This window comes from Streptomyces rectiviolaceus (assembly GCF_039533825.1).
GTDB classification, from domain to species: Bacteria; Actinomycetota; Actinomycetes; order Streptomycetales; family Streptomycetaceae; genus Streptomyces; species Streptomyces rectiviolaceus.
This window is the reverse complement of the sequence record NZ_BAAAUG010000022.1, coordinates 207943-227223: the sequence shown is the minus strand read 5'-3', so window position 1 is coordinate 227223 and position 19281 is coordinate 207943. Positions and strand designations below refer to the sequence as shown.

Here is a 19281-nt window from a genome sequence, read left to right as displayed (position 1 = left end):
AGTCGGGGCACCGCTGAGAGCGGCAGCCGGTGGTGCACGCGCTCAGTGCTTCAGGACGACGACGGCCTCGTCCGTGTACGCCAGGAAGGTGAGCGTCTCCTGGAGGTACAGCTCGACGCCGCCCGCGTCGTGCGCCGTGTAGCCGATCGCCACGTCCTGCCCCAGGAGCAGTTCGAAGTCGCCGCCGCGGGTGGACAGGACGAACGCGCCGCTGAGCGCCGGCGCCCAGATCGGATCGCTGCCCAGGATCCGGCCCATGTGCGCCGCGATCGGGTAGCCGTGGTCGGAGGTCTCGCTGACCTCTCGGTACTCCTCGGCGCCCAGGAGCATCGCGTACGGCCCTTCGACGCCGGCCAGCCGCAGCGCGGTCAGGGCCCGGCTGAGCGCGTCGGGGTAGTCGAGCGGTTCACCGGGCAGGGTGAGCACCGGGTTGGACGTCCGCTCGCGCAAGCCTTCGATGCCCGCCGCCGCGTATCCGTCGAAGATGGTCCGGTCCTCCGCGAACGCGAGGGCACGTGCCGCGTCCTTCACGGGCTGCCAGTCGGAGTCGCTCGAGCCGCGCTCGACGTCGTCCACGGCGTCCCGGCCGACGGTGAACGGCACCCGTAGTTCGACCAGCGGCTTCGCCTCGCGCAGCCGCGCCCGCACGCCCGGATCGGGCGACGTGATGTCGGCGAGGTGTCCCGTGCCGGCGGCGGCGAGCTTCGGCCCTGCCGGGTCGGGGACGTCGACGACCCGGCGGCCCGCGACGAGGCGGCGGAAGGTGCGGCGGGCCTCCTCCTCGATCTCGGCCCAGGCCTCGGGGGTGATCGGGGCGAGCTCGCGGTGCAGATTGTTCGGGACGGCGGGGGTCGTCATGACGCTCAGGCTCCTTTCAGACTGCCGATGCCCAGGGAGACGCCCGTGGCGGCGTCGGGGGCGGCGTCGGCATCGGCTTCCGCGTCGGCGGGCGCGAAGTCGGGGAGGTCGCCGAGGAGGTCGGCGTCGGGCACGAAGAACAGGCCACCGGTCACGGCCGTGGAGAAGTCCAGGATGCGGTCGGTCCGGCCCGGCGGGTCGCCGAGGAACATGTTGCGCAGCATCTGCTCGGTCACCGCGGCCGTGCGCGCGTAGCCGATGAAGTACGTGCCGAACTCGCCGCGGCCGATCTGCCCGAACGGCATGTTCTCGCGCACGATCTTCTGCTCGACACCGTCCTCTTCGACGATCGTGGTGAGCGCGACGTGCGAGTCGGACGGCTTGATGTCGTCCGGCAGTTCGACGTTGGTCTGCTTGGCGCGTCCGATGACGTGCTCCTGCTCCTCGACGGTGAGCGCCTGCCAGGCCGCCATGTCGTGCACGTACTTCTGCACGATCACGTAACTGCCGCCCCGGAACCGTGGATCCTCGTCACCGACGAACACGGCGTCGGCCGCCGCTCCTCCCCCGGGGTTCTCGCTGCCGTCGACGAATCCGAGCAGGTCGCGCTCGTCGAAGTACTTGAAGCCGTGCACCTCGTCGACGACGGTCACCGCGGGGCCCAGCCGCTCCACGATCAGCCGGGCCAGTTCGAAGCAGAGGTCCATGCTTCGGGCGCGCAGGTGGAAGAGGAGGTCACCCGGGGTGGCCGGTGCCTGATGGCGGGGGCCTCGCAGCGGCTCGAAGGGGTGCAGTTCGCGGGGCCGCGGCCCCGCCACGAGCCGGTCCCACCCCCCGGATCCGATGCCCGCGACGCAGGTCAGGTGTTCGTCGGGGGAACGGAACGCCACCGAGCGCGTCAGCCCCGCCAGATCGGCGAGGCCGTCCCGTACGGCGGCCTCCCCACCGGGAGCCACGGTGGCCACCAGGAACACGGCGGCCCTGGCAGGCGGTGTGACCACGGGCTGCGGGGTGACCATGAAACTCCAGACGGACCAAAGGGCCAAAACGGACAGGGTCAGCGTATTACAGGTCATCATCAATGCGCCCACCAAAGGGCGTCGAAGCGGAATTGCCAATCACGTGAAAAGCGTCGCGAGTGATAGGCGGGATTTATCAACTCATCGAAATCACCTCTTTGACTTCCTTCGGCAAACGGGCGGAAACTCGGCCCTGCGGACCAAGAGAAATGACCAGGAACGGGAATTCAGGGAGACGATGAGCAGCAGCATCGAGGACCCCATCGACGACTTGTCGGTCACCGAGCCCAAGACCTGGGCGACCGGCGTGCCCGCGGTCACCCACGCACTCGAGTACTCCCTGGCCCAGACCTCGGTCCGGCGGACCGCGCTCACGCTCCTGAACATCAACCAGACCAAGGGCTTCGACTGCCCCGGCTGCGCCTGGCCGGAGCCCGCACCAGGAAAACGGCACCGCAACGAGTACTGCGAGAACGGCGCCAAGCACATCAACGACGAGGCGACCTCCCGTCGGATCACCGCCGACTTCTTCCGGCAGCACTCCATCGCCGAGCTCGACGGCAAGTCCGACTACTGGCTGAACCAGCAGGGCCGGCTCACGGAACCGATGGTCAAGCGGCCAGGCGCGACGCACTACGAGCCGATCGGCTGGGACGAGGCCCTCGCTCTGGTCGCCGAAGAGCTGCGGGCACTCGACTCCCCCGACGAGGCGCTCTTCTACACCTCCGGCCGGCTCAACAACGAAGCCGCCTTCCTCCTGCAGCTGTTCGTCCGCGCCTTCGGCACCAACAACCTGCCGGACTGCTCCAACATGTGCCACGAGTCCAGCGGCTGCGCGCTCCAGGAGACCCTGGGCACCGGCAAGGGCAGCGTCTCGCTCGACGACATCCACCACGCCGACCTGATCTTCGTGGTGGGCCAGAACCCCGGCACCAACCACCCCCGGATGCTCTCCGCGCTGGACGAGACGAAGCGCAACGGCGGGCAGGTCATCGCGGTCAACACGCTGCCCGAGGCCGGTCTCATGCGCTTCAAGCACCCGCAGAAGGCACGGGGCGTGATCGGCCGGGGCACACCCATCGCCGACCAGTTCCTGCACATCCGCGCCGGCGGCGACCTCGCCCTGTTCCAGGCCCTGAACCAACTGCTGCTCGAGGCCGAGGACGCCGCGCCGGGCACGGTGCTCGACCACGCGTTCATCGCGCGGAACACCACCGGCTTCGACGCCTTCGCCGAGCACACCCGCAAGACGTCCTGGCAGGACGTACTCACCGCGACCGGCCTGACCCGCGAAGAGATCGAGAAGGTGCACCACCGGGTCCTGGCGAGCAAGAAGGTCATCGTGTGCTGGGCGATGGGGCTGACTCAGCACAAGCACGGGGTGCCCACCATCCGCGAGGTCGTCAACTTCCTCCTGCTGCGCGGGAACATCGGCAGGCCGGGCGCGGGGGTGTGCCCGGTGCGCGGCCACAGCAACGTGCAGGGCGACCGCACCATGGGCATCTGGGAGCAGATGCCGCAGAGGTTCCTCGACGCCCTGGAGAGCGAGTTCGGCTTCACCCCTCCCACCCGGCACGGCCTCGACTCCGTGAACGGCATCCGCGCCATGCACGACGGCCGGGCCACGGTCTTCATCGGCGTCGCCGGGAACTTCGTACGCGCCACCCCCGACAGCACGGTCACCGAGCGGGCGATGCGCAAGTGCCGGCTCACCGCGCACATATCCACCAAGCTCAACCGCTCGCACACCGTGTGCGGCGACACCGCCCTGATCCTGCCCACGCTGGGCCGCAGCGACCGGGACGTCCAGGCCACGGGCGAGCAGTTCTTCACCGTCGAGGACTCCATGAGCGAGGTGCATGCCTCCCGGGGGAAGCTGGCGCCCGCCTCCCCTCATCTGCTCAGCGAGGTCGCGATCATCGCCCGGCTCGCCCGCAGGACGCTCGGCGGCCGACCTGCCATCCCCTGGGAGGAGTTCGAGGCGGACTACGGCACCGTCCGGGACCGGATCGCCCGAGTCGTGCCCGGCTTCGAGGACTTCAACGCCCGCGTGGCCGAGCCCGGCGGCTTCCGGCTGCCGAACCCGGTCAACGAAGGGACGTTCCGCACCCCGAGCGGCAAGGCCGTCTTCACGGAGAACGACTTCACGATGCCGCACGTCCCCGAGGGCCACCTGCTGCTGCAGACCCTGCGCTCGCACGATCAGTGGAACACCGTCCCGTACGCGATGAACGACCGCTACCGCGGCATCCACAACGCCCGTCGCGTCGTCCTGGTCAACCCCGACGACCTGGCCGCCCTCGGCCTCGCCGACCGTGACGAGGTGGACCTGGTGAGCGTGTGGCGCGACGGGGTGGAGCGTCGTGCGGAGCGGTTCGTCACGGTCGCCTACCCGACCACGCGCGGCTCGGCCGCCGCCTACTATCCGGAGACCAACGTCCTGGTCCCCCTCGACAGCGTGGCCGACATCAGCAACACCCCCACCTCCAAGGCCGTCGTGGTCCGCCTTGAACCCGCGAGCGCCCCGCACTGAACACCGGTACAAGGAGCGCACCATGGGGCGAGTGACCGTACGGCGCCGGGCGCGCTGCTTTGCGCACCGCCCGCTCGCGACCCCAAGGGACAGAGATGCTCTTCCGCCAACTCGAATACCTGGTGGCTCTCGCCCGCGAGCGCCACTTCGCGCGCGCCGCCCAGGCCTGCCACGTCTCCCAGCCCGCGCTGTCCGAGGCCATCCGCAAGCTGGAGGAGGAGCTGGACGTGCCGCTGGTCAGGCGGGGGCGCGCCTACGAAGGGCTGACGCCCGAGGGCGAGCGCATCATGCTGTGGGCCCAGCGGATCCTGGCCGACCGGGACGCCCTCAAGGACGAGGTCGGGGCGCTCCGCCGGGGGCTGAGCGGACGCATGCGGATCGGCTCGGTCCCCACCGCGTCCGGCGCCGTCTCGCTGTTCACGGGGCCGTTCTGCGCGGCGCACCCGCTGGTCACCGTGGAGCTGATGACGGATCTGCGCTCGGAGGACGTCCTGCGACAGCTGCAGAACTTCGAGCTGGACGCCGGCATCACCTATCTGAACGAGGACCTTTCGGAGAGCTTCCAGGCCTTCCCCCTGTACGAGGAGCGCTATGTGCTCCTGACCGGCATCGCCGACGATCCCGGACGGCGGCCGACCGCCACGTGGGCCGAGGCGTCACGCCTGCCGCTGTGCCTGCTGAATCCCTCCATGCAAGGGCGGCGCGTCCTCGACGAGGTCTTCGCCGCCGCAGGGCTGCGGCCGGTGCCCCGGGTCGAGACCGATTCGGTGGCCTCGCTGTTCGCCCACGTCAGGACGGGCCAGTGGGCCAGCGTCGTGCCGTACGCCTGGCTGCACGTCTTCGGCATCCCGCACGGCATGCAGGCGGTCCCGCTGGTGGAGCCCGCCCACACGGTGCCCATCGGTCTGGTGACCTCCGCCAGGGAGCCGCGCTCGGTCATGGCCAGGGCGCTCCTCGAGACGGTCCGGCGCGCGGACGCCGCGGCGGTCCTTGAGCGCCTCCCTGGCCGCCCCTCGTGATCACCGGGCGGTGATGGTGACCTTGACGTGCTTCATGATCGGCTGGTCGCTCTGGGTGCTGAAGTCGCCGAGCGCGCACAACACGTTCATCTCGGGCATGTAACCGGCCGCGCAGCCCCTGGGGATGTCGTACGGGATGGCGAGGAAGCCGTCGAGGTGGCGCCTGCTGCCGTCCTTGGCGGTGCTTGTGATGTCGACGGGGGCGGATTCGGTGATGCCGCGCTCGCGCATGTCGTCCCGGTTCATGAAGACGAGCGTGCGCAGGTTCTTGATGCCTCGGTAGCGGTCGTTGTCCGAGTAGACGGTGGTGTTCCACTGGTCGTGCGACCGCATGGTGCCCAGGGCCAGCGTGCCGGGCGCGGGGACGACGTCGGGCAGGGCGGCGGCGGAGAACTCGGCGCGCCCCGACGGCGTGCGGAAGACAAGTTCGCGGGCGGGCTGCTTGATGCGGAAGCCGAGGGGCAGCCGCACCCGGCGGTTGAAGTCCTCGAAACCGTCGAGGGCCTGGGCCATGGTGTCGCGGATACGGTCGTAGTCCTCGATGTACCACTCCCAGCGGGTGGCGCTGTCGGGCAGGGCCGCTCGGGCCATGCCGGCGACGATCGCGGGCTCGGACAGCAGGTGCGGTGAGGCGGGCCGCTTCATGCCGACGGACAGGTGCACCATGCTCATCGAGTCCTCGACGGATGTGCTCTGGACGCCCTTGCGCTGATGGTCCTTCTCGGTGCGGCCGAGGCACGGCAGGATCAGGGCCCGGCGGCCGTGCACGAGATGGCTGCGGTTCAGTTTGGTGCTGACCTGGACGGTGAGGTCACAGGTGCGCAGCGCCTCGTAGGTGTACGGGGTGTCCGGCGCCGCCAGGGCGAAGTTGCCGCCCATGCCGACGAACACCTTCACATCGCCCCGGTGCATGGCCTTGATCGTGGCGACGGTGTCCATGCCGTGCTCTCGGGGCGGTGCGATGTCGCAGACCTCGGCCAGACGGCTCAGGAACTCTTCGGTGGGGCGGTGGTCGATGCCGCAGGTGCGGTTGCCCTGGACGTTGCTGTGGCCGCGTACCGGGGACGGGCCTGCCCCTTCCCGCCCCAGGTTTCCGCGCAGGAGCAGCAGGTTGACGATCTCTCGGACCGTGTCGACACCGTGCTCGTGCTGGGTGATGCCAAGGCACCAGGTGACGATCGTGCGGTCGGCGTCGCGGTACACGCGGGCCGCTTCGAGGACGTCGGCGCGGCTGACCCCGGACTGGCTCTCGATCTCCTCCCACGGCGTGCCTTCGCACAGGGCGCGGTACTCGTCGAAACCGGTGGTGTGGCGGTCGATGAACTCCCGGTCCAGCGCTTTCGGGTCGGTCGGGGCCTGTTCCAGGATCGCCTTCGCCATGCCGCGCAGGAGCGCCATGTCGCCGCCGATGCGCGGCTGCAGGTTCAGGGTGCTCGTCCGCGTCGCCTTGTTGAGCGCCATGTCCGTGAAGTCGTGCGGGACGATGGTGCGGGTGGCGGCGGCCTCGACCAGCGGATTGATGTGCACGATCCGGGCGCCGCGGTCGTGGGCCTCGGCGAGGGCCGTGAGCATCCGGGGGGCGTTGGAGGCCGCGTTGACGCCCAGGACGAACAGCGCGTCGGTGGCTTCCCAGTCCTTGAGGTCGACGGTTCCCTTGCCGGTGCCCAGCGACGCCGTGAGCGCTCGGCCGCTGGCCTCGTGGCACATGTTGGAGCAGTCCGGCAGGTTGTTCGTGCCCAGTTCACGGGCCATCAGCTGGTAGAGGAACGTGGCCTCGTTGCCGAGGCGGCCAGAGGTGTAGAACGCGGCCTGATTCGGGTCGTCGAGGCCGCGCAGCGCACGGCCGACCACCTCGAACGCGTCCTTCCAGCTGATCGGTACGTAGTGGTCCGTCTCGGGGTCGTAGACCATCGGTTCCGTCAACCGGCCCTGGTTCTCCAGGTCATGGTCGCTCCAGCCGTACAGCTCGGTGACCGAGTGCGCGGCGAAGAACTCCCTGCCGACCCGCTTACGGGTCATCTCCCAGGTGACGTGCTTGATCCCGTTCTCGCAGATGTCGAGGTGCAGCCCCTTGGTGTCGTCCGGCCAGGCGCATCCCGGGCAGTCGAAGCCCCCGTCCTCGTGGTTCATCCGCTTGATCGCCCGCGGCCCGTCCACCAACGCGCGCTCGCGCACGAGGAATTGAGTCACGCTCTTGGCGGCGCCCCAGCCGGCGGCCGGATGGTGATAGGGGCGGAACTCCGGATCGCCGGTGGGGACGGGTCCCACGCTGGGCTCCAGCCGCTCCTGCTCCTCGTTGGACGCGCTCAAGACTGTCAACCTTCCGGCACGCGGACATGGGCCCAAAAGGGCACTTTCCGCCCAGGCTAGGCCAGCCATGCCGTCCCCGCCACGGCTGGCCCGCCAGGGCCACTCGCCCGCTCGATGATCTGCCGTTGCCCGTACGGGCCCAGTGCGCCGGACGGCGGTCACCGAGGACTGCGGTGATCTCGTCGGCGGGCCACGGCCGCAGCACGAGCTAGCGGGGCAGTCGGACGGCCAGGGTCACCCTGGTCCCGCCGGGGCCCGCGGAGATCGTGAGCTCGTCGGTGAGCAGGCCGGCGAGCCACAGTCCCCGCCCGCCCGCGTGGCCGTCGAGCCCGGGAGCCAGCGCGGGGATGACGTCGGCGCTGAAGCCGGGGCCCAAGTCGTGGATGTGACAGGCCAGATGACCGTTGCCGCGCTGCAGGACCAGCGTGCCGCCACCGCCCGCGTGCTCGACCGCGTTGACCGCCACGGCGTCCACGGCCACGATGAATTCGCCGCGCCGTGGCTCGGTCAGCCCTTGGTGGTCCGCGTACTGTTCGACGAGCATCCGCAGCCTGGGCAGGTCGTCCCGGGTGAAGCGCGATTCCAGCAGCGTGACGGGAGGGACCTCGCGGGGCCCTGGCGTTGCCGACATCAGCGGGCCACCTCACTGATCACAAGGTGGGGCACCTGGTCGGCGCCTGCTCGGCGCAGTATGCGGGCCGGTGTCGGTGGACAGTGGACGTGGACCGGGCCGTGCGGATGTTCCAGAACCAGCCGCAGCAGGTCCACCGCACAGGCGACGCCGAGGAAGACGAGGCCGGACAGGTCCACGGTCAGCGGCCGGGAATGCTCGCGGCGCCTGAGGCCGTCGCGCACGGCGCCGATGAATTGCTCCCGGGTGGCGATGTCCGCCTCACCGGCCAACTGCACCATGCCCTCCGCCTGTTCGACATGCAGGACGCCCAGGCGGGGCAGCAGCCGGCAGGGGTGTGCCTCGTGCATGGCCTCCAGGACACCGGGGTTGAACCAGCGGCTGTCGTAGGCGCAGATCTCTGTGTAGGGGCGGTCGGTGAACAGATGCTGGGCGTGGGACTCGCGGTGCATCATCACCTCGACGTCGGCGTCCAGTTCCCCGACCCAGTGCATGTCGATGTAGGTACGCAGGCCGCTGTAGCCCTCGGCCAAAGCCTTGTCGGTCTCCTCCGTGATGCGCTCCCACTGCCGGTGAGGGGTGAACGCGTCCTGGGGGTGGATGAGGGCGCGCATGCTGCTGAGCACCAGCTGCCCGTGTTCACGAGCGGCTCCCAGCAGGGCTCCCGGCGCGTCGAGCCGGTTCCACACCTGCTCCTCGTCCATCTGCGGGGCGGCGAAGACCATGACCTTCTCGCGCTTCACGAGCCCCGCCCACGCAAAGGCGGACACCACGTCGCGGCCCGCGTCGTCGTCGGCGTAACTGACGAATGCGTGGTCGCCCGCCCGGAGGTGCTGGACCGGGATCGTACCGACCGACGCCGAGCCGGCATCCGCCATCTCTCACCTCCGGGGCCGACAGGGCCCGACGGGGAACAAGTGCAGGTCACACGCTAGCGGTCCGTGCCGCACGGCCACGCACCCCCGCAGAAAGCGACAGTTGGCTGACACTGCCGCACCTCATGGCGATCGAGAATGCGCGAAGACGACCCCTACCGCACTAACTCTGTTCGGCGGGTGGCGGCCGACGGATCGCGAGGGCGTGCTCCACGAGTTCGCGCGCGTAGGCGGCGTCCAGTCGGCCGGGGCGGAAGAGGATGCGGTACATGATCGGCGCCACGACGTGGTCGATGACCTGCTCGGTGCCCGGCACGGCCTCACCCCGCTCCGACGCACGGGCCAGGACGACATCGATCTGTTCCGCGGCGTAGGCGGAGCACAGCCCGGCGTTGCTCCCGTCCGGGTCTCCGAGGAGGGCGTCCCTGATGTACGCGCGACCCGGCGGGGAGGCCATCTCGTCGAGGAACTGCTCCGCCCACACGCCGAGGTCCGCACGCAGGGTGCCGAGGTCGGCCGGCGGCGCTTCGGGGCGCAGATGTTCGACTGCCACGTCGGACATGAGCTCCTGCAGGTCCCCCCACCTGCGGTAGACGGTCGACGGCGTCACCCCGGCGCGCGCCGCGACGAGAGGGACGGTCAGCGCATCGCGTCCCAGCTCGGCCTGGAGCTGACGGACCGCCGCGTGGACCGACTCCTGAACACGGGCGCTGCGCCCTCCGGGCCGAACCATGGGTTTGGGACTCATGACTCCACCTTAAGGCCTTAATGCAAAATCGTTGCTTCTAGCTGGCCACCGCCGCTTCGGCATCGGCGCCTGCCACCTCGTAGGCACGCCCGACCCGCAGCACGGTCGCTTCGTCGTGAGGGCGCCCCATCAGTTGCATGCCGATCGGCATGCCTGCGCGGTCCCGGCCGACGGGCAGGGTCAGGGCCGGCACCCCCGTGATGTTGGCCGGCGCGGAGAGCCGGACGTAGCTGTCGGAGACGGCCTCCACCGTGCCGTCCGCCCACTCCACGCTCTCCTGACCGGACTTGACTGCCGTCATCGGCACCGCCGGGGCGGCGATCACATCGACGTGGCCGAGCATCCGCGCCCAGGACTCGCGCATCAGGGCCCTCGCCCGCTGGGCCCGGAGGTAGTCACCGGCGGACACGAACTCGCCCGCCTCCAGCAGGACACGGACATCGGCCGCATACAGGTCGGGCGTCGAGCGGAGCGTCCGCTCGTGGTACGAGGTCGCCTCGGGGACCATCAGCCCCCACTGGATGGCCTGGATGTAGCGCGCCATCGGGATCTCCACCTCGACGAGTTCGACTCCCAGCGCCTGGAGCTGCCCGATGGCCCGGCGCACGCTCTCCTCGACCTCCGGGCTGATCCGCTCGAAGTAGTAATTGCGCGGCACGCCCACCCGCAGCCCCGACAGGTCACCGGCCTCCGATGAGGCCCGACCGACCGGAGCGGCGGCGTGCCCTGCCGGGTCGCGCCGACCCTGTCCCACCAGTGCGGCGAGGACGAGCTCGGCGTCCCGCACCGTACGGGTGAGGGGGCCGACATGGTCCAGGGACCAGGACAGGGACGTCACGCCGCGGCGGGAGATCAGGCCGTACGTCGGCTTGAGGCCGACCACGCCGTTGAGCGCCGCGGGGACGCGGATCGATCCGCCGGTGTCGGTCCCCAGCGCGAAGGTGGCCTCTCCCGCCGCGACGGCGACGGCCGAGCCTCCGCTCGAACCCCCGGCGATACGGCTGTGATCCCAGGCATTGCGCGTCTGAGGGGTCGTCAAACCGTAGGCGAACTCGTGGGTGTGGGTCTTTCCGAGCAGTACCGCACCGGCCGCGGACAGGCGCGCGGCGACGGCGCTGTCACCTTCCGCGACATGGTCCGCCCTGACGCGGGAGCTCGCCGTGGTGGGCATACCCTTGGCGTCGATCAGGTCCTTCAGACCCATGGGGATTCCGTGCAGCGGGCCGCGCGACCGGCCCTGGGTGATCTCGCGCTCGGCCCGGGCAGCCGATTCACGGGCGGAGTCCGCGGCGACGGTGACGTAGGCCTGAAGCCGCGCTTCCACCGCTCCGATGCGGTCGAGCACCGATTCGGTCAGCTCCACCGGGGACAGCTCCCCCGCGGCCACGAGGTGGGCGGCGTCGGCGAGCGACAGCTCAAAGGGCCGCATCGGCGTCCTCCTGTCCAGCCGTGTAGGACATCGCGGGCGGCGTGTCCCCGAAGTCCAGTTCGCGCAGCGTGGCGATGACCGAGTGGATGTGACCGGCGGTCGATGCCACCGCCTCGTGACGGTCACTGCCCAGCGGCAGGCCCGCGCGGATAGCCCCTCGGGCAGCCTCCTGCGGGGTGAGTCCGACGTTGTCCATGTTATCGATCTTGTCCGTGATATCCGTGTTGTCCACGTGCGCCCTCTCGGCTCGACTCGTCGTGCTGTGCCGGGCGGCGACCACCACGGCAGAGCTCAAACGCTAACGGTTTGCTTTAACGGGACGATAGGTCCTACGTTGACTTAACGCAAACACATTGCTTTTAGCCGCTTGGATGCGTCAACCAAAGGAGCGCCGCATGCCCACCGCCCCGCACCACCCCACCGCCCTTCCCGGCGCCCCGGCCTGGAGCGTGGGAGACCTCACCGTCAGCCGTATCGACGAGGTGCGGCTGCCCCCACAGACAGGCCCCTGGCTGCTGCCCGGAGCCACGCCCGAGATCGTGGCCCAATCCCCTTGGCTGCAGCCGGACTTCGTGGACGAACAGCGCGTCCTGCGGCTGGCGAGCCACAGTTTCGGTATCGACGTCAACGGGCTGCGGGTGCTCGTCGACACCGGCATCGGCAATGGCAAGCAGCGGGCCAACCCGGCATGGGACAACCTGAACACCGACTACCTGGAGCGCCTGACACAGGCGGGCTTCGCGCCCGAGACGGTGGATCTCGTCGTCCTCACCCACCTGCACACCGACCACGTCGGCTGGAACACCCGGACAGAGAACGGCAGTTGGGTGCCCACCTTCCCCAACGCCCGCTACCTCACGTCCCGCACGGAATGGGACTACTGGTCCGGTGTCGACATGGAGGAGGCCCGACTCCAGATGTTCCGGGACTCCGTGCACCCCATCAAGGACGCCGGACTGCTCGACCTCGTCGACGTCCCTGACGCTCCTCTCGGCGGCACCGACATCGCGCCGGGCATCCGCCTGCGCCCCACCCCGGGCCACACACCGGGCCAGGTGGCGGTGGAACTGAGCAGTCACGGCGAGCACGCGCTCATCACCGGCGACTGCGTCCACCACCCCGTCCAGCTGATCCATCCCGACCTGGGCAGCTGCGTGGACATCGACCCCGCAGCCGCGACCAGGACCCGCCGAGAGCTCCTCCACTCGCTCTCCGGCACCCGGACTCTGCTCCTCGGCAGCCACTTCCCGCCACCCACCGCGGGCCACGTGATCCCCGAGGGCGATTCCTACCGGCTCGTCCCCGCGTGAAGGCCGAGATTGAAAACAGAGGTGTTGTGTCCGGGTGAGTGGCGACCAATCAGTTTCTTTTCAGGGCTACTTGAGGTACGGACCGGCCGCGCCGATCTTGCCCGGGGCCGGGTTGCCCGGCAGGTCGAGCACGTAGGCGCGCAGGTTGCCCTTGCCGGGGGCGGCGACGGAGAGCTTGCCGTCGGTCACGGTCTTCGTGTCGCCGGTGACGGCGTCGGTGTAGGTGCCGTTGGGAATGCCGCTGTAACTCGCCCCGTCGGAGACGGTGACGAGGGCGAAGCTGTCGACGGAGCCCGAGGTGTAGCGGCGCTTGTAGGCCATCTGTCCGTCGATGCCCTCGGTCGAGTACTGACCCGACTGGAGCGCCGGCACGGCCCTGCGGATCTGGTTGAGCCGTTGTACGTGCTTGACCAGGGGCTGGTCCAGGGTCTTCGCGACCTCGCCGCTCGCGCTGTCCACCGTGCCGAACTCCGTTGCGGTGACGGTGCCTTGTAGGTGGTCGCCGTAGTAGGCGCGGCCCGTCGTGGCCAGCGGGCACTTGGGGCCGCAGTCGATCTGCCTGCCCTTCTGGAACTCGACCTCCGAGCCGTAGTAGAGGGTCGGGATGCCGCGGAAGGTCCACATCAGGGCCATGTTCTCGGCCCAGGCGTCGGTGCCGCCCGCGTAGCGCGTGGAGGACTTGTTCGGGCCGTAGTCGTGGCTGTCCACGTACACGGCGTTGTACGTCGCGTCGTTGACGGAGTCGTCGGAGTCCTTGCCGTTGTTGTACGCGTTCGGGGCGTCGCCGAAGTTCATGTGCATGCGCATGTCGATGATGTTCATGCCGGAGAACTTGGTGCGGTCGGGGGCGTGGTAGGTGTTGCCATCCAGGAAGGCGTTGGTGCTGGTGGGCTGGTTGGCGGTGCCCTGTGCCTGCTCGTACTCGTACATCTCCAGGGATGCCGCCGCGTCGTCGGCGCTGTACTCCTTGCGCTCCTTCCATGTGTAGAACTGCGCGGAGTGGTTGACCGAACCGCGGTTCCACTTGTCGTTGACGAAGGCCGCGACCTCGCCGAAGACGTAGAAGTCGTCGGCCTTGTCCGCGCCGTACTTGTCCACCAGCTTGTCGTGCAGCGCGGGCAGGAAGCGGCGGTTCCAGGTGGTGCGCGGGATGTGCACGGCGGTGTCGACGCGGAAGCCGTCCACGCCCATGTCGATGTACTTGTTGTAGGCGTCGATCAGGTACTGCTGCACATCGGTGTTCTCGGTGTTGAAGTCCGCCAGGTCGTCGTGGAGCCAGCAGCTGCGCGAGTCCTCGCCCTCCCAGTTGCCGATCCAGCACTGGTGGTATTTGGTTCTGGGGAACATGCCCGATGTGGGGTTCGGCCACTGGCAGTTATAGATCTTCCGGCCGTCGGCGCCGGTGCCCGACTGCTTGCCCCAGTCCTTGCAGGTGTTGCCCGCCGGTTCCGCGGTGGACCAGCGGTCGCCGTTGTAGGGGTTGCCCTGGGCGTCCTCGTCGAGGGGGTCGTACTCCTTGCCCTCGACCTTGTCGTCGTAGTAGTCGCCCCACTCCTCGTCCTGGACGCCGAACGCGGTCGGGGTGAACAGGCCCTTGGCGCCCCAGCGCGAGCTGTGGTTGTAGACGACGTCCTGGTAGATCTTCATGCCCTTGGCGTGCGCCCGGTCGATGAGCTGCTGGTAGGAGACGCCGTCCGACTCCAGGCGCGGGTCGATCTTGTAGAAGTCGTACCCGTGGTAGCCGTGGTAGTCGTAGTCCGACCGGTTCATGACCACCGGGGTGATCCAGATCGCCGAGAAGCCGAGACCCTTGATGTAGTCCAGCTTCTCGGCGAGCCCCTTGAAGTCGCCTCGGGTCATGGGGTCGTCGTTGGCCGCGTTCCCGGACGACGTGTGCTGGTTGCCGCCCCGGTTGTTGGACGCGTCGCCGTCGCTGAAGCGCGCGGTCATCGCGAAGTAGATCGCATCCTTGCGTGGGTCCCCGCCCAGCATGCTCCCGGGCTCCGCATCGGCGGCCGCCTTCTGGGCGCTTTCACCGCCCTGGCCCGCACTTCCGACGCCGGGCAGCAGCGTCAGGAACAGCGCGGCCAGGACGGCGGCGAACAGCGCTCTGGACTTCCTGATTGCACGGGGGTACGGCATAGAGCCTCCTGTACGTAGTGGGGTACGTGGGAGGGCCGACGCGCCATCAGCCCGGACGGGTGTCGCAGGACCACTCGGGGCCCGTCGTTCAGCCCCGCTCGAAGACGGCGACGCTGCGTGCGGGGACGTCGAAGGTTCCAGAACTCCTCTCGTACGAGGAGGACTTGACCACGGGGTCGGCGCCCTGCTCCTGGAAGGGGTGGAGCCTGTACGCAGTGTCCTTGAGAGCCGCGATGCGCTGCTTCTGGGCGTCCGGGGTCGCGTTGAAGACGACCACGAGATTCCCGAGCTCCATGGTGATGACGCCGGGGGTCTCCGCGGCGGTGCCCGAGAGGGGGAAGGAGAGCCGGGACTGGACCTGACCGGCCGTGCCCAGGGAGAACGCGGGCTCGGTCGCGCGCAGCTTCACCAGGTCCTGGTAGGCGGCCGAGGTTCCGTTGATATCGGCGCAGCCCGGGGTCAGGGACGCGGACGTCAACAGCGGCTTTCCGTAGGGCCACTTGTCCTTGTTGTCGGCGGCCGGGGGCAGGCCGCGTCCGAAGCCGTTGCCGTCCCGGCAGTTCCAGTGCAGGGCGTTGAACCAGTCGCCGCTGTCGTAGGAGTTGCGGTCCAGGGACTTCGAGCGCAGCAGGTCGCTGCCGGCCTGGGAGAGGGAAGGGCCCTGGGCCAGGGTCGCGGTCGCCATCGCCAGGACCTGCATGCGGGAGCGTTCGGCGGCCGTGGTGTCCGCGGGCAGCTTGAAGGCGAGGGCGTCGTACAGGGATTCGTTGTCGTGGGCGTCGGCGTAGGAGAGGGCGTCGCCGGGGGCCGCCGCGTATCCGGCCGGGGCGCCGTTGTAGTCGACCTCGGAGCCCTTGACGCGCTTCCCCGCGGAGTCGGTGAACGTGTAGGCGGCGAGGTTGCCGGTCAGCGCCACCTTGAGCAGGTCCTGGTAGCGCAGGAGCCGAGCCTTCTGCTCGGCCGGGGTGCCGTTGGCCTTCGAGGCGTTGGGGTCGGTGAACAGGCCGCTGGCGAAGCCCTGGACGCCGGGGTCCTCGTCGAAGGGGCCGCCGCCGCGCACCGCGTCGCGGCCGCGGTCGGAGAAGGTGGCGATGCCCGTGCCCGCCATGTTCTTCTGCGTGGCCTGGACGAAGCGGGCGTCGTCGGCGATCTCTCCGAAGTTCCAGCCCTCGCCGTAGAGGACGATCTTCTTCCCGTCGACGCCGTCCTTTTCGAGGGTCAGTGCGTCAAGGGCCTTGCGGACGGCCAGGATGTTGGCCTTGGGGTGGTGGCCCATCAGGTCGAAGCGGAAGCCGTCGACCTTGTACTCCTTGGCCCAGGTGACCAGCGAGTCGACCACGAGCTTGCCCATCATGGCGTTCTCGGGGGCGGTGTTGGCGCAGCAGGTGGAGGTGGCCACCGTGCCGTCGGGCAGCAGCCGTTGGTAGTAGCCGGGCACGATCTTGTCCAGGACGGACTTGTCGGCCTGGCCGCTCGCGACGGTGTGGTTGTAGACGACGTCCATCACGGTGCGAAGACCGGAGCCGTTGAGGCCCTGGACCATCTGCCGGAACTCGACGGTGCGACGGGTCCCGGCAGGGTCGCTCGCGTAACTGCCCTCCGGCACGGTGTAGTGCAGGGGGTCGTAACCCCAGTTGTAGGCGTCCTTGGCGGCGGTCTTGGTGACGCAGGCCTGCTGCTCGTCGGAGTCCGGGGCGGGCGCCGTCAGGTCGCAGTCGGGCGTGGACCGGTCGGCGGCGCGCTCGGGGATGGTGCCGATGTCGAAGGCGGGCAGGAGGTGGACGTAGGAGGTGCCCGCGTCGGCGAGCTTCCGCAGGTGCTTCATGCCGTCGGACGCCGTGTCCGTGAAGGCGAGGTACTGGCCGGGGTGCTTCGCCGTGCGGTCCTCGACGGAGAAGTCGCGGATGTGCAGTTCCTGGATCTGCGCGTCGCGCAGGGGCGTGGCCTTCGGCTTCTTCAGCTGCTCCCAGCCCTTGGGGGCGAGCTTCGGGTCGTCGAGGTCGACGGCGATGCTGCGCCGCGAGTCGGCGGTGAGCGCCGTGGAGTAGGGGTCGGTGACCTTGTTGGTGACGACCTTCTGGACGCTGGGCGCCCACACCTTGACGACGTACCGGTACTGCTTGCCCGACCAGCTTCGGGCTCCGGCGACGGACCACACTCCGCTGGCGTCGTCGCGCCGCATCGCCACGCGCTTGCCGTCGAGTTCGAGGCTGACGGACTGGGCGGTGGGAGCCCACAGGGCAAGCGTGGGGCGGCCGTCGCGGAACTGCGGGCCGAGGGCGGCCTTGGTGGCGGCGGCGCTGTAGAGGTCGTCGAGGACGCCCTGTGTCTGGACTCCGGTGGCGGTGAGCAGGGTGCCGTCGGCGCTGCTGCGGGTGGCGACGAGCTGGCCGGTGAGAGCGTGGCGGACCCGGTCGCGGTCGCGCGGGTCGACGGTGAAGGCCGCGTATCCCTTCAGGTGCGGGTACTTCTCGCGCTGGGCGTCGGTGAGCCCGCCCTCGGCCGGGGCGAGACGGATCCGCCGCCCCTCGCCTGCGAGTTCGCCGTCCTTGACGGTCAGCTGCCCGTCGCGGGCGTACACCAACTCCTGGGAGGCGGCGGCACCTTGGACGTCCCAGGCGACGGTGTTCTTGTCGATCCACTGTGCCCGGGACGTGGACAGGTCGAGTGCGGCGGGCGCGTCGGCCGCGGCCGACGCTTGGGGCGCGGCGATGGCCGAGGGCGTCAGGGGCGCGACCGCGGCGAGCAGGGCGAGGGCCGTGGTGACGAGGGCGCGGCGGGGGGAGCCGGTCAAGGGTGGTTCTCCTTGCGGGTGATGGGGCCAGGAGGAAGGAACACGAAGGGGGTACGAGGATGGGGCCGCCCGGCGGCGGGGAAGCGAAGGCCGGGCGGCCAGTGGTGAGGGCCGAGCAGTCAGGCTGCGCTCAGCAGCTCCTGGCCCCGGTGTGCAGGGCAAGCGCGGTGTTCGGCGCCACGGTGGCCGTGAACTGGCCGGAGCTGTTGACGGTGACGCTCCTGCCGCTCTGGACGTCGCAGTAGCTGCCCGCGGCGAGGGAGGTCTGGAAGGTCCGGCTGACCGAGGAGCCCTCGTGGTTGATGGCCACGTACGCCTTGTCGCCGCGGCCGAACGCGATGGCGTTGTTGCCGTTGTCCCACCAGTTGGTCATGCCCGTTCCGCGCGCGGTGTTGCGGAACTTGACCATGCTCTTGATCTCGGGCCAGGCGTGCTGGCACTTCCAGCCGTCGCTGTAACAGGCGTTCACCTGGCCGCCGTTGGGCGATCCGGCGTCGGTGCTGCTGAACTCGTAGCCGGAGTGCACGTCCGGGGCGCCGTAGGGCAGGGCCAGCATGAAGACATGCGCGAGGGTGTAGTTCGCGCCGTCCTTGTAGTTGAGGGTCTGGCCGTGCCGTTCGGTGTCGTGGTTGGCGACGAAGACGGCGGCCGAGCCGCTGGGCATATAGCCCCAGCCCTCGCCGAAGTTCTTCAGGTAGGCGAGCTTCTCGTTGTTGAACACGCGCTTCAGGTCCCAGCCGTAGCGGAACTCCTGGGCGTCGCCGGTGGCGGTGTACTCGCTCGGGGAGACCGCCTCGCCCGAGCCGTAGATCGTCTCCTGCTTCAAGTAGACGCCGGGGTTGCTGAGCCTGGACTTGATGTTCTTCAGGTCGTCCACGGGGATGTGCTTGGCCGCGTCGACCCGGAAGCCGTCGACGCCCAGCGACAGCAGGTCGTTGAGGTAGCCGGCGACCCTCCCCCGCACGTACTCCTCGCCGGTGTCCAGGTCGGCAAGGCCGCCCAGTTCGCAGTTCTGTACGTTCCCGCGGTCCTGGTAATTGCTGATGGACGCCTTGCAGTTGTCCATGTCGAAGACCGAGTACGTGCCCGGGTAGTCGTACTTGGTGAAGGCGGACCCTGCCGAGCCGGTGCCCGAGGCGTTCGTCATGTGGTTGATCACCGCGTCGGCGACGACCTTCACCCCGGCCGAGTGGCAGGTGTCGACCATGTTCTTGAACGCGGTCCGGTCACCGAGCCTGGTGCCGATCTTGTAGCTGACGGGCTGGTAGGCGGCCCACCACGCCTCGCCCTGGATGCGTTCCTGGGGCGGGGAGACCTGCACGTAGCCGTAGCCGTCGGGGCCGAGCTGCTGTGTGCACGCCTTGGCCACCGAGTCGAATTTCCACTCGAAGAGCACGGCGGTGACGTCCTTGCCGCCGGGCGGGGCTGCCTGCGCCTGCGGGGCTCCGGCGACGATGCTGCCTGCCGCGCCCGCCACCAGGGCGATGGCGGCGGCGACGGGTCTGCGGACTCTGGTCTTTCGGCCGGCCATGAGGGCCTCCTGCATGAGTGAGGTGTGACTGCATGAGTGAGGTGTGACCTTGAATGGCAACGCGCCGTGCCCGTCAGGCCGT

Annotated in this window: 12 protein-coding genes and 2 pseudogenes; 3 read left to right on the top strand and 11 right to left on the bottom strand. The window is 69.4% G+C overall.

What is annotated here, in order from left to right; translation table 11 throughout:
• Positions 1-42: 42 nt before the first annotated feature.
• Positions 43-858: a family 1 encapsulin nanocompartment shell protein gene (locus tag ABD378_RS06795; protein WP_344519518.1), complete on the bottom strand. Its 816-nt coding sequence runs from the start codon at positions 856-858 to the stop codon at positions 43-45.
• 5 nt (positions 859-863) lie between these two features.
• Complete coding sequence (locus ABD378_RS06790; protein ID WP_344519517.1) at positions 864-1877, bottom strand: Dyp-type peroxidase; 1014 nt, start codon at positions 1875-1877, stop codon at positions 864-866.
• 238 nt (positions 1878-2115) lie between these two features.
• Between ABD378_RS06790 and ABD378_RS06785 the strand changes: the two genes are divergently transcribed.
• Complete coding sequence (locus ABD378_RS06785; RefSeq protein ID WP_344519516.1) at positions 2116-4410, top strand: FdhF/YdeP family oxidoreductase; 2295 nt, start codon at positions 2116-2118, stop codon at positions 4408-4410.
• Positions 4411-4505: 95 nt separating this feature from the next.
• Positions 4506-5429 (top strand): LysR family transcriptional regulator, encoded by a 924-nt coding sequence (locus ABD378_RS06780; protein ID WP_344519515.1) that lies wholly within the window; start codon positions 4506-4508, stop codon positions 5427-5429.
• On the opposite strand, the gene ABD378_RS06775 is transcribed toward ABD378_RS06780, so the two are convergent.
• The 6 genes from ABD378_RS06775 to ABD378_RS06750 form a co-directional block, all read right to left on the bottom strand.
• Positions 5430-7739 (bottom strand): FdhF/YdeP family oxidoreductase, encoded by a 2310-nt coding sequence (locus ABD378_RS06775; protein ID WP_344519514.1) that lies wholly within the window; start codon positions 7737-7739, stop codon positions 5430-5432.
• A gap of 208 nt (positions 7740-7947) precedes the next feature.
• A complete protein-coding gene (locus ABD378_RS06770) occupies positions 7948-8370 on the bottom strand; it encodes an ATP-binding protein (RefSeq protein ID WP_344519513.1) in 423 nt (140 codons plus the stop codon).
• Positions 8370-9248 (bottom strand): MEDS domain-containing protein, encoded by an 879-nt coding sequence (locus tag ABD378_RS06765; protein ID WP_344519512.1) that lies wholly within the window; start codon positions 9246-9248, stop codon positions 8370-8372. The genes ABD378_RS06770 and ABD378_RS06765 overlap by 1 nt, the downstream gene beginning before the upstream one ends.
• A gap of 160 nt (positions 9249-9408) precedes the next feature.
• Positions 9409-9993 carry a TetR/AcrR family transcriptional regulator gene (locus ABD378_RS06760; protein WP_344519510.1) on the bottom strand — a complete coding sequence of 195 codons (585 nt, stop codon included), beginning with the start codon at positions 9991-9993 and terminating at the stop codon, positions 9409-9411.
• Positions 9994-10030: 37 nt separating this feature from the next.
• Complete coding sequence (locus ABD378_RS06755; RefSeq protein ID WP_344519509.1) at positions 10031-11422, bottom strand: amidase; 1392 nt, start codon at positions 11420-11422, stop codon at positions 10031-10033.
• Positions 11409-11618, bottom strand: a complete 210-nt coding sequence (locus tag ABD378_RS06750; RefSeq protein ID WP_344519508.1) for a hypothetical protein — start codon at positions 11616-11618, stop codon at positions 11409-11411. The genes ABD378_RS06755 and ABD378_RS06750 overlap by 14 nt, the downstream gene beginning before the upstream one ends.
• Before the next feature lie 199 nt (positions 11619-11817).
• Here ABD378_RS06750 and ABD378_RS06745 point away from each other — a divergent pair, with 199 nt between their 5' ends.
• Positions 11818-12732, top strand: coding sequence for an MBL fold metallo-hydrolase (locus tag ABD378_RS06745; RefSeq protein ID WP_344519506.1), 915 nt, complete (start codon positions 11818-11820; stop codon positions 12730-12732).
• 66 nt (positions 12733-12798) lie between these two features.
• Here the strand turns inward: ABD378_RS06745 and ABD378_RS06740 are convergent.
• From ABD378_RS06740 to ABD378_RS06730, 3 genes and pseudogenes are all read right to left on the bottom strand, one after another.
• Positions 12799-14730: pseudogene (locus ABD378_RS06740) on the bottom strand (alpha-amylase family glycosyl hydrolase); the annotation flags it as partial.
• Between the two features lie 232 nt (positions 14731-14962).
• Positions 14963-17668: a pullulanase-type alpha-1,6-glucosidase gene (gene pulA / locus ABD378_RS06735; RefSeq protein ID WP_386542903.1), complete on the bottom strand. Its 2706-nt coding sequence runs from the start codon at positions 17666-17668 to the stop codon at positions 14963-14965.
• 133 nt (positions 17669-17801) lie between these two features.
• Positions 17802-19199: pseudogene (locus ABD378_RS06730) on the bottom strand (alpha-amylase); the annotation flags it as partial.
• Positions 19200-19281: the final 82 nt, after the last annotated feature.

Bases quoted from the DNA above. Each gene is read 5' to 3' on its own strand.
- ABD378_RS06795 (WP_344519518.1), bottom strand. From the start codon at position 858: ATGACGACCCCCGCCGTCCCGAACAATCTGCACCGCGAGCTCGCCCCG.
- ABD378_RS06790 (WP_344519517.1), bottom strand. From the start codon at position 1,877: ATGGTCACCCCGCAGCCCGTGGTCACACCGCCTGCCAGGGCCGCCGTG.
- ABD378_RS06785 (WP_344519516.1), top strand. From the start codon at position 2,116: ATGAGCAGCAGCATCGAGGACCCCATCGACGACTTGTCGGTCACCGAG.
- ABD378_RS06780 (WP_344519515.1), top strand. From the start codon at position 4,506: ATGCTCTTCCGCCAACTCGAATACCTGGTGGCTCTCGCCCGCGAGCGC.
- ABD378_RS06770 (WP_344519513.1), bottom strand. From the start codon at position 8,370: ATGTCGGCAACGCCAGGGCCCCGCGAGGTCCCTCCCGTCACGCTGCTG.
- ABD378_RS06765 (WP_344519512.1), bottom strand. From the start codon at position 9,248: ATGGCGGATGCCGGCTCGGCGTCGGTCGGTACGATCCCGGTCCAGCAC.
- ABD378_RS06760 (WP_344519510.1), bottom strand. From the start codon at position 9,993: ATGAGTCCCAAACCCATGGTTCGGCCCGGAGGGCGCAGCGCCCGTGTT.
- ABD378_RS06755 (WP_344519509.1), bottom strand. From the start codon at position 11,422: ATGCGGCCCTTTGAGCTGTCGCTCGCCGACGCCGCCCACCTCGTGGCC.
- ABD378_RS06750 (WP_344519508.1), bottom strand. From the start codon at position 11,618: ATGGACAACGTCGGACTCACCCCGCAGGAGGCTGCCCGAGGGGCTATC.
- ABD378_RS06745 (WP_344519506.1), top strand. From the start codon at position 11,818: ATGCCCACCGCCCCGCACCACCCCACCGCCCTTCCCGGCGCCCCGGCC.